The following is a 10,487-nucleotide window of genomic DNA, read 5'->3' on the forward strand; positions in this document are numbered from 1 at the left end:
ACTTATAGGGGTTTTCAATTGGGTAAACACACCATCTGTAGGGGCGCACAGCCGTGCGCCCCTACAAATGTTACTGAAATTTTCCTCACAACTTCCTCAAACTGTTTCTATATAACCCATAACTGTAGAGCAAGTAGATAGAGTCAATGGCTTTTCCAAGGCTTATCGAGTTTCTATTGACTCAACCTAAATATGAGAGGAATTGAGTCTATGTTGCAATCAACAGCGAAGCGGCAACAGTTACAGAGTTCTAAAGAACAAGCCTTTGTGCTATGGTTTGAGGAAGTTGGCATTGCAGATATCCCTTTAGTAGGTGGTAAAAACGCCTCTTTAGGTGAAATGATTCAACAACTGACACCCAAAGGCATAAACGTACCTACGGGTTTCGCCACAACAGCTCATGCTTATCGCTACTTTATCGAGCAAGCAGGCTTACAAGAGCAGTTGCGATCGCTATTTGCCGATCTAGATGTGGAAGATGTAAATAATCTGCGGCAACGAGGTAAGCAAGCTCGTGCTTTAATTCTCAATACGCCGTTTCCGTCAGAATTAGCCAGCGCGATCGCGGATGCTTATTTGCAATTGTGTCAAAAATATGGCGACACGTCAGCGAGTTTGTGCGATCGCCTCGCCCCAGAATATCGCGAATCGTGCCAGCGTTCCAGTGGCGAGACTGATGTAGCAGTTCGATCTAGCGCTACAGCCGAAGATTTACCGGATGCAAGTTTTGCCGGACAGCAGGAAACATACCTCAACGTCCACGGCGTACAAGCAGTACTAGAAGCTTGTCATAAATGTTTTGCTTCTCTGTTTACCGATCGCGCCATTTCCTATCGCACGATTAAAGGCTTCGACCATTTTAATATTGCCTTGTCGGTGGGCGTACAAAAGATGGTACGTTCTGACTTAGCGGCTTCTGGAGTGATGTTTTCCATCGATACGGAAACGGGGTTTAAAAATGCTGCCCTGATTACCGCTGCCTATGGTTTAGGGGAAAACGTCGTCCAAGGTGCAGTTAACCCCGACGAATATTTTGTCTTTAAGCCAACACTGCAACAAGGTTTTCGCCCCATTTTAGAAAAACGCTTGGGCAGTAAAGAAATTAAAATGGTCTACGATGTCGGTGGTAGCAAGCTGACAAAAAACGTCACCGTACCGGAATCAGAACGAGTCAAATATGCTCTCACGGATGATGAAGTTCTGATTTTAGCTCAATGGACTTGTATCATTGAAGACCATTATTCGGCAGTACGCGGCGTTTATACCCCGATGGATATTGAGTGGGCAAAGGATGGCTTAACGGGAGAATTATTCATCGTCCAAGCCCGTCCCGAAACCGTACAATCGCAAAAATCTACCAATACTATCAAGAGCTATCAACTCGTAGGAGCGAGCAATGCGCCCGTACTGGCAAGAGGTCGTGCAGTCGGAGAGGCGATCGGTACTGGTAAAGCGCGGGTGATTTTGGATGTCCACAAACTCGACACTTTTCAACCAGGGGAAGTTTTGGTGACATATAAAACCGATCCCGACTGGGAACCGATTATGAAAAAAGCCAGCGCGATCGTGACTAATCAAGGTGGAAGGACGTGTCACGCGGCAATTATTGCGCGAGAAATGGGAATTCCCGCGATTGTGGGAACTGGTAATGCGATCGCCCAGTTGAAAACAGGTCAGGAAGTGACGATTTCCTGCGCGGAAGGGGAAGAAGGACGGGTGTACGAGGGGATTTTGCCTTATGAGGTGAAAGAGGTGGCGTTAGAAAACTTACCGCGGACGCGCACCCAGATCTTGATGAATGTGGGCAATCCCTCGGAAGCATTTAGTCTAGCAGCCATACCAAATGATGGCGTGGGTTTGGCGCGATTGGAATTTATCATCGCCAATCATATTAAGGTGCATCCCTTGGCTTTGATACATTTCGACAAATTAGAAGACGAGGATGCTAAAAATCAAATTGCCCTTCTGACACAGCTATATGAAGATAAACCATCATACTTCGTCGATCGGCTAGCTCAGGGGATAGCGACGATCGCGGCTGCTTTTTATCCCAAATCTGTAGTCGTGCGTCTGTCTGACTTCAAGAGCAACGAGTACGCCAACCTCTTAGGTGGGAAGCAATTTGAGCCAGATGAAGAAAACCCGATGATTGGCTGGCGCGGTGCTTCGCGGTACTACGACGAGAAATATCGTGAAGGTTTCGCCCTAGAGTGTCAAGCCTTGAAACGGGTACGGGATGAGATGGGTTTAACCAACGTCATTCCAATGGTTCCCTTCTGTCGCACGCCTGCTGAAGGACGCAAGGTGATGGCAGAAATGGAAAAATATGGTTTAAAACGGGGCGACAATGGGTTACAAGTCTACGTCATGTGCGAGATTCCTAACAACGTTATCTTGGCGAAACAATTCAGCGAAGTGTTTGATGGATTCTCAATTGGTTCCAATGACTTGACGCAACTGACTTTGGGACTCGATCGCGATTCTGGTTTAGTCGCGCACCTATTCGACGAACGCAATGAAGGCGTGAAAGAGATGGTACAAATGGCGATCGCTAAAGCTAAAGAAAACCAGCGCAAGATCGGGATCTGCGGTCAAGCACCCAGCGATTACCCAGAATTTGCCCGTTTCTTGGTCGAACAAGGAATTGACTCGATCAGTCTCAATCCAGATTCAGTTTTGAAAACTTTATTGGAAGTTGCTGCTGTTGAGGGTGTAGTTACACATTGACGTTTTTGTCAAGATGCAAATCGCGTCTTGACAAAAAATTTGACTGAACTGCGACGAGCGATGAAACAAGAGATGAACGCGAGCCACCAAGAGCAACTGCTCGACTTCTTACAAGAAAAATTGGCAATTTCACCCAAGGCGATCGCGATGGTATTGCGGCTGAACGAGCAGAATCCCGGTCCCTTACCCATGCTGCTGTGGCAGTACGGTCTAATTTCTCTGGAGCAGTTAGAGCAGATTTTTGACTGGATGGCAAGCTAAATTGAGCTGCGAGCAACAAAAATATGCATTCTCATCCCCCAGCAAAAGTGCAAGATCGAGCTACCGTCACGACTCATCCGAGTGGTGATAAGCGTTTTAAGCTTCTAGATGTCACGATTAAGCGACATCAGGCTCGACAAGACGCACTGATCGAGATCTTACACAAAGCACAGGAGCTTTTCGGTTATCTGGAAGATGACGTTCTGCTGTACGTTAGTCACAGCTTGAAATTGCCTCCCAGTCGCGTTTATGGTGTGGCAACTTTCTATCACTTGTTTTCTCTTGCACCCCAAGGAGTTCACACTTGTACGGTTTGTACTGGAACTGCTTGTTATGTTAAGGGTGCAGCACAAATCTTGGCAGCAGTCGAGCAGAACGTTAAGATTCGTGCTGGTGAGACGACGGCAGATAAACAACTTTCTTTACTGACAGCCCGTTGTCTGGGTGCGTGTGGTATCGCTCCTGCGGTTGTATTTGACGGGACTGTGTGCGGGCATCAAACGGCAGAGTCAACTTGCGATCGCCTGGAAGAATGGCTGGAAGGCAGGTAGATTTCGCGCCAGCCGAGCGCATCCTCACAAGTTTCTCATACTTCTTTTCTAACTTCAGAGTGGAGTCGAAATCGGTCGTGGCGAGGAGGCAGCTAAAAAATGGATTTAACCCAATTACAGGAGATTGCCCAACACGAACGCGCCGCTCAAAAACCGATACAGATTCGTTGTTGCGTAGCTGCGGGGTGCCTATCTGCTGATTCCCTAGCTGTGAAACAAAGGCTTGAACAAACAGTGGCAGAGACGGGTTTAGGGGAGAAAGTGCAGGTTTGTGGTGTTGGTTGTATGCGTTTGTGCAGTCAAGGACCGTTAGTACAGGTCGCAGAAAGCACGCTTTACGAAAAAGTCACTCCTAAAGATGCACCCGCGATCGTTGCCACGATAGATACAGATGGAGAGATGTTTCATGAAACGTCTCTCCATGAAACGTCTCTACAACGTGGCGATTTGACCCAGCCGTTTTTTACTCAACAAATGCCAATCGTTTTAGAAAATAGCGGTAAGGTCGATCCAGAACGAATTGAATCTTATATTGCGGCAGCAGGATATCGGGGACTCTACCACGTTTTGCACGAGATGCAGCCGAACGAGGTGGTAGAGGCGATCGCCCAAAGTGGTTTGCGGGGACGTGGTGGTGCTGGTTATCCCACGGGTTTGAAATGGGCAACGGTAGCTAAGGCAAAGGGAGAACGCAAGTATGTTATCTGCAACGCTGATGAGGGCGATCCTGGCGCATTTATGGATCGCAGCGTCTTGGAAAGCGACCCGCATCGGGTGCTGGAAGGAATGGTGATCGCGGCGTATGCGATCGGGGCAAACCAAGGCTACATCTACGTTCGAGCTGAATATCCTACTGCCATTAGCCGCCTCCAAATTGCCATTCGTCAAGCTCAACGTCTGAGTTTATTAGGCAGTCAAATCTTTGATTCACCTTTTGATTTCAAAATTGATATTCGCATTGGTGCGGGTGCTTATGTCTGTGGCGAAGAAACCGCATTAATGGCATCGATCGAAGGCAAGCGGGGTTTACCCAGTCCTCGCCCTCCTTATCCTGCTGAATCTGGTTTGTGGAAAAATCCGACTCTAATTAACAACGTCGAAACTTTTGCTAATATCGCGCCGATTATTCGTAAAGGTGCTGACTGGTTTGCCAGTATTGGTACAGCAAAAAGTAAAGGTACAAAGGTCTTCGCTTTAGCAGGCAAAATTCGCAATACGGGTTTGATTGAAGTCCCGATGGGAACGACTTTACAACAAATCGTCGAGCAAATGGGCGGCGGCGTACCCGATGGCGGGGTGGCTAAAGCCGTGCAAACTGGTGGACCTTCAGGCGGGTGCATCCCAGCTTCAGCTTTTGATACGCCTGTAGACTACGAATCGCTGGCTCAACTTGGTTCGATGATGGGTTCCGGTGGCATGATTGTCATGGATGAATCGACCAACATGGTAGATGTCGCCCGCTTTTTTATGGAATTTTGCATGGATGAGTCTTGCGGTAAATGTATTCCCTGTCGTGTCGGGACTGTACAGTTACATCGTTTATTAACCAAGATTCGGCAAGGTGAGGCATCATTAACCGATTTGGAACTGTTGGAAGAACTGTGTGACATGGTGAAAAATACCAGCTTGTGCGGTCTGGGTCAATCTGCACCTAATCCAGTACTTAGCACCTTGCGTTATTTCCGAGATGAGTATTTGACTTTGGTTGATGGCAGCGCCAGTAGATACTGCGATTTAAAGGCAAGGTAGAACAATAGCAATGGCAGTCAAAACTTTAACAATTAACAACCAACTCATCAGCGCCCTTGAGGAGCAAACCATATTGGAGGCAGCAAGGGATGCGGGAATTCATATTCCGACACTTTGCTATTTAGAAGGAGTTTCAGAGGTTGGTGCTTGTCGGCTTTGCTTGGTAGAAATTGCTGGCAGTCATAAACTGCAACCCGCTTGTGTAGCGAAAGTTGCGGAGGGGATGGAAGTGAAAACTCATACCCCAAGGTTGCAGAATTATCGTCGCACGATTGTCGAAATGTTGTTTGCAGAAGGCAATCATATTTGCTCGGTTTGCGTGGCGAATGGTAATTGTGAATTGCAAGACTTGGCGATTGAAATGGGTATGGAACACGTTCGGTTAGAATATCATTTTCCCGATCGCAAAGTTGATGTGTCTCACGATCGCTATGGCATTGACCATAACCGTTGCGTTCTCTGCACTCGTTGTATTCGAGTCTGCGATGAAATCGAAGGGGCGCATACTTGGGATATGGCAGGTAGAGGCACAAACTCGCACGTCATTACCGATTTGAGTCAACCTTGGGGAACGTCACAAACTTGTACTTCCTGCGGTAAGTGTGTGAATGCTTGTCCCACAGGGGCGCTTTTTTACCAAGGTTCGAGTGTAGGCGAAATGAAACGCGATCGCGCCAAATTGGAATTTCTGGTGACAGCACGGGAGAAACAGCAATGGCAGATTTAGCGGGGGGTGATTCTTGTCAAGGTTCAAGCCAGTTCTCTTGTTGCAAGCCTGAAATATTGATAAAGTGGCGCGTGTTATCGGTTACAAGAATATCTTGTCGAGAACGGGCGATCGCAGCAATTATTGCATCTATTTCTCCTGTTGGTCTACCAATTGTTCTTAACTCAGCTTGAATCTTGCCAAATTCTTCAGCTGCACTCCGGTCAAACTCAATAATTGGCATCAAGTTCAGAAATTGCTCTAGTATAGTTAAGTTTTGCTGTACCCGTTGAGAACAGTAGACTCCTTTGTACAGCTCAGCTACTACAATTGTGGGAAGATAGCAAAGACTTGCTTTGGCATTAAATTGTTTGATAGCAAAAATATTTTGTTTGAGTAAAGCTACACAAATATTTGTATCTAACAAATACACAAATTTTTTCCTTACTCATCAAGGGTTTCTATTGCTCTACCCCGCTCGGCATGACGCTGTGTGTCAATCTCAGAAAATATCGTATCGAGATCGGGTTGATTTTTCCATGCTCCAAATATTTGGTTGAGTCTAGTTAGTCTTTCCTGTTCGCTTAAAGGCTGCTCGATCTCAACTTCCATGTGAACTTCCGTGCCATCAGGAATGTTTATCTCTTCTAATAATTCAATGTTTTTACCACGCTTTGTACCTTTAACTTTCATCGCGAGCTGTTCCAGATATTAACAACGAGTTATACCCCCACTATACCTAAGTGTTAGAGTTAGGAGTATTCCGGTTGCCAGGAAGGCAAGAAGGAGAGTTAGCAGCCGTTTTGAAAAGACTCACATGGCGATTGGGTGCAGTTGAAGCAAAGGTGCGATCGCGCCTTCAGCAGCTATCCAGTACCCAGTGAGAAGAATTAGTTAGGCAATCCAGCATTTTTATAAAAAAACATGAGGACTTGCCCATTCATAATGGTTTGGAAATACAAAATTGGTAAACGAAACAGAAATACTAACATCTAACGCTCTAACGTGATGCCACCAGCCGACTGGTATAAAAAGTACTTCTCCTGGTTCTAATACAACTTCTATAATATTGACTTTTTTAAATAATGGATACCTTTTATAATCTGGATTTTCACAATCAACTTTACTAAAAACACCAACATAGTTGTAAAGCAGTGGAGTTTGATTTGGTGAAATTAACTTAACTTTTTTTCGTCCAAGTACTTGTGCTAAAAAGATATTAGAGGTATCGTGATGCAAGGGCGTGACTGTTCCGCCTGGTCCAAACCAGAAAAATATTTTACCTTTAGTGTCAGTTAAGTTAAGGTACTCTGGAAAGACTTCAATGTCGTTGAGCAGACTTCTCATTTCTTCCCGCTCTAAAGTCTGGTTGTTTGCAACCATGTAGTATTCGTTACTCATTCCATTTTGAATGATTTTATCAATATAATCTTTCAAAAAGAATTTCATTCTATGCCGCTCCAAATCAATTTCATAATCAGGATTGGCATTACGATTGGCTTGTACTTCCACCTCTACTTCACCGTATTTTTGCTTTAAATATGCAGGACTCCATAATTTTAATGCTTGCCAATTTTGCATAATACCCGTCAGAATCACAGGAGTATTTTTTGCATAGTAGTTCTCTAAAAAATCTTTTCTCGAAATGAAATCTCTTCTTTCTATTTTGTCAGAATTTTTAGATAGCTCGTTTAGTTGACTATAAATGCACAATAAGGATTCTAACTTTTTTAGTAGATGCACAAAGTTGTTGCCAGCTTGGAAATAGGGATGATTGACAACATCCCTAACTTCATTAAAGGCAATCTGACCATCAAAACCATTATCGATTAAAACTTGAATCATTGCCCACTCATCGACGTTGAGGAGCTTATTAACTGCAATCCAACGTTTCCAACCATCATCAAGTGTTACTTTAGCTGAGGTTAGTTGATTCATTTGCTTAATCTGCCAAGGTTGAAGTTCAGACATTGCTAATACTCATATATATATATTTACCTGGACTATACTTTCTCTCTCATTTAAGTTTCGTGAGTAAATATACAGTTGTTTTTGACATGAGATCGTTCTACCAAATAGTATATTAAATAAATTAATATTTTTGCGATTGAAATACAGGCATTTCTATATACAAAAATTCCAACAAATACCCAATAATTCATAATCAAAAAACTGTAAAATTGATATTATACCTATCAAACTGAGGTTAAAATAAAAAATGTAAAAACAGCTACTGTAAATGCATTGCTTCTCATAATTCTGTTGGCAAGCACAGCTATAGCTATTGTATTAACTGGATAAGTATAAATTTCCAATCTTGCTATTATAAATTCTTAGTTCTTCACCTGAAAATCTACATCGCAAATGATTGATTGGTTTCAGTTGTATACGGGGAAGGCATTGCCGTCCCCATAAAACTACGAAACTTGTGACTTTTGAGGGTCAAAGATAGGAATTAATGAAGACAACATCAATCCAGTAGTTACTCGACCGATAGGTGTCGGTGGGGAAACTACTAGTAGCGCCGTACTTATAAACGCCGTTACCTCCACTCTCGCCATTGCGTAAAAAGTGCAGTGGCGGGCTATCCACGCCAGCAGTTTCAAAGTATCTTTGGTTAGCGGCGTAATATCCTCTGCTAGTGTGATAAGAGGCGATGTATACGGTGTTGGCGGTAATTGGCACTGGCTGAGCAAAATTGACCTGCTGCCAGCCTGTGGCAGTTTCGTTTGTAAAGGTTGCAGTTGCTAGCTTTTGTCCGCTACTGGTCCAGAGGTTGCCAATGTGCGTACCTGTATTGCCGCTCCCCTTGTAGAAGCGGATGCCAGTAATATACCCATCAACATCTGACTTAAACTTGACTCCCACCTCAATTGCACGGGAGTCATTGGCGATTTGCGCAGGTGTTGTCGAACTAGCCCAGATACTATATGTATATGTTGGTAATGGTGTTGGTGTCGGATCGCTAACACTGACTAGGAAAACGTTGTCTTGCAGGTCAAAGCCGGAATTACTGGGGTTTGACTGACCAATTTCAAACAGGTAGATGATATCTTTAGCACCAATATTAATTTTTCCATTAGAGACATAGTTCCTTAAATACTGTTCAATTGACGTTTGACTGCTGAAAGCCTGAATGCTGGGAACATTATCTCCGTTACGCAAAGACTTAACTTTTGTAGTACTAGTAGACTCTACTGGGGTATCAGAGTTACTACAATTTTTTCCTGCGGGTTCTACTGGAACGGATGTAACTTTTACTTGTTGCCCTGGATTTATTGTTAAGTTTAAAGTCTCATTCTGTTTCACAATGTAATCTTGAGTGTCAACAGTAATTTTAGTATTAACAATCCAGTTGGTCGATCCCGTACAAGCATAGCTGCTACCTATTGATTTAAAGGTCAAAACTGCGGGTTGACTACAGGTGAGAATGCCGTCACTTACACTACACTGAGCAACCTCGGTTGGCGAGCTGGTGCCAGGAGTTGGAGTCGGAGTTGGAGTTGGAGTCGGTGTTGGAGTGGGTGTCGGTGTTGGAGTGGGTGTCGGTGTTGGAGTGGGTGTCGGTGTTGGAGTGGGTGTCGGTGTTGGAGTGGGTGTTGAAGTTGCAACTTGAAAAGGTCTAGGAAAGACTTTTGAACTGACTTCAAGTGGATCTCTTGAACTACCGTTAGTACCAATCAGTTTACCGCGAAGGTGAATTTGAGCAAGCTTACCTCCTGAGTTCACGCAGGCATAAAATCCTGTAGCACTTGCAGATGGATTCTGAGTCCAGCCAGTTGCACAACTCGGAGTGGAAGCACTTGAGTCTAAGGAATCTACGAGTAACTTATTACTATTGGCTGCTGTCGTATAATTTCCATCACTATCTATTTCAGGTCCCCACCTGTAAATAACTTTAGGTCCAGACCAGACAGGTGCAGGAGTAGCGCTATTATCCAGAGAGCCAATATAGTAAACAACTTGTCTTGTGGTTCCACCTGAAATAGGAACTTCTAAAGCTAGAATTTTTTGTACGCTAGTTGCAACCAGATCGGATGCTGCTGAGAAACTAGGTACTGAGGCAGTTGCTGCATTCAACTCAACTTTTTTAGCTATTCTGACCTCATCAGAAACGAATTCTAGGGCACGATTGAGTTCAACTCGCCTTTCAGTCTCGACTTTTGCTTTTTTACTATTTTCTGTAATGGTGGCTAAGCCAAAGCCAGCCGCTGTAACAATAAATGTAGTAATTAATGCTGCTACAAGTAATTCTACTAAAGTAAAACCATTAGATGAGTTTTGAAGCTTAATTAATTTATATAATTGAGTGAGAGATTTTTTCATGTTTAGCCTATTTACTTCTATAAATAAAGAAATTTACACGATAAAATATTAGTGGTTATTATTTTTAGCCACTAGAAAAATAAAAAACTTTTGATGCTAGTAATTTTTTAGAAACTCCACAATTTAGTTTTTACCAAATGCAATGCAAATAATTATTCATTTACTTC

10 protein-coding genes are annotated in these 10,487 nt (G+C 43.8%); 6 read left to right on the plus strand and 4 right to left on the minus strand.

Annotated elements, in window-relative coordinates; genetic code table 11:
• Window positions 1-210 precede the first annotated feature (210 nt).
• The 5 genes from ppsA to hoxU all read left to right on the plus strand — a co-directional run bounded on the left by ppsA (window position 211) and on the right by hoxU (window position 6,015).
• Window positions 211-2,727: a phosphoenolpyruvate synthase gene (ppsA, locus tag C7Y66_RS14175; RefSeq protein WP_106546071.1), complete on the plus strand. Its 2,517-nt coding sequence runs from the start codon at window positions 211-213 to the stop codon at window positions 2,725-2,727.
• Window positions 2,728-2,787: 60 nt separating this feature from the next.
• Entirely contained in the window at window positions 2,788-2,988 is a 201-nt protein-coding gene (locus C7Y66_RS14180) for a DUF2949 domain-containing protein (protein WP_015153236.1), read from the plus strand.
• A gap of 23 nt (window positions 2,989-3,011) precedes the next feature.
• Window positions 3,012-3,539: a bidirectional hydrogenase complex protein HoxE gene (hoxE, locus tag C7Y66_RS14185; protein WP_106546072.1), complete on the plus strand. Its 528-nt coding sequence runs from the start codon at window positions 3,012-3,014 to the stop codon at window positions 3,537-3,539.
• A 99-nt stretch (window positions 3,540-3,638) separates the two neighbouring features.
• Window positions 3,639-5,288, plus strand: coding sequence for an NADH-quinone oxidoreductase subunit NuoF (gene nuoF / locus C7Y66_RS14190; protein WP_106546073.1), 1,650 nt, complete (start codon window positions 3,639-3,641; stop codon window positions 5,286-5,288).
• A 10-nt stretch (window positions 5,289-5,298) separates the two neighbouring features.
• A complete protein-coding gene (hoxU, locus tag C7Y66_RS14195; protein WP_106546074.1) occupies window positions 5,299-6,015 on the plus strand; it encodes a bidirectional hydrogenase complex protein HoxU in 717 nt (238 codons plus the stop codon).
• A gap of 16 nt (window positions 6,016-6,031) precedes the next feature.
• Here the strand turns inward: hoxU and C7Y66_RS14200 are convergent, their stop codons facing one another.
• Both C7Y66_RS14200 and C7Y66_RS14205 read right to left on the minus strand, forming a co-directional pair.
• A complete protein-coding gene (locus C7Y66_RS14200) occupies window positions 6,032-6,427 on the minus strand; it encodes a type II toxin-antitoxin system VapC family toxin (RefSeq protein ID WP_106546075.1) in 396 nt (131 codons plus the stop codon).
• 11 nt (window positions 6,428-6,438) lie between these two features.
• A complete protein-coding gene (locus C7Y66_RS14205; protein ID WP_015153231.1) occupies window positions 6,439-6,687 on the minus strand; it encodes a hypothetical protein in 249 nt (82 codons plus the stop codon).
• A 50-nt stretch (window positions 6,688-6,737) separates the two neighbouring features.
• Between C7Y66_RS14205 and C7Y66_RS31110 the strand changes: the two genes are divergently transcribed.
• On the plus strand, window positions 6,738-6,878 hold the full coding sequence (locus C7Y66_RS31110; RefSeq protein WP_158265926.1) for a DUF4351 domain-containing protein: 141 nt from the start codon (window positions 6,738-6,740) through the stop codon (window positions 6,876-6,878).
• Window positions 6,879-6,906: 28 nt separating this feature from the next.
• On the opposite strand, the gene C7Y66_RS14210 is transcribed toward C7Y66_RS31110, so the two are convergent.
• Entirely contained in the window at window positions 6,907-7,965 is a 1,059-nt protein-coding gene (locus tag C7Y66_RS14210; protein ID WP_106546076.1) for a cupin-like domain-containing protein, read from the minus strand.
• A gap of 471 nt (window positions 7,966-8,436) precedes the next feature.
• The gene (locus tag C7Y66_RS31840; RefSeq protein ID WP_106546077.1) at window positions 8,437-10,320 is read right to left on the minus strand and encodes a DUF4082 domain-containing protein; all 1,884 of its coding nucleotides are present in this window, start codon (window positions 10,318-10,320) and stop codon (window positions 8,437-8,439) included.
• Window positions 10,321-10,487 lie beyond the last annotated feature (167 nt).

The sequence above is a fragment of the Chroococcidiopsis sp. CCALA 051 genome (assembly GCF_003015105.1).
GTDB lineage: Bacteria > Cyanobacteriota > Cyanobacteriia > Cyanobacteriales > Chroococcidiopsidaceae > Chroococcidiopsis > Chroococcidiopsis thermalis.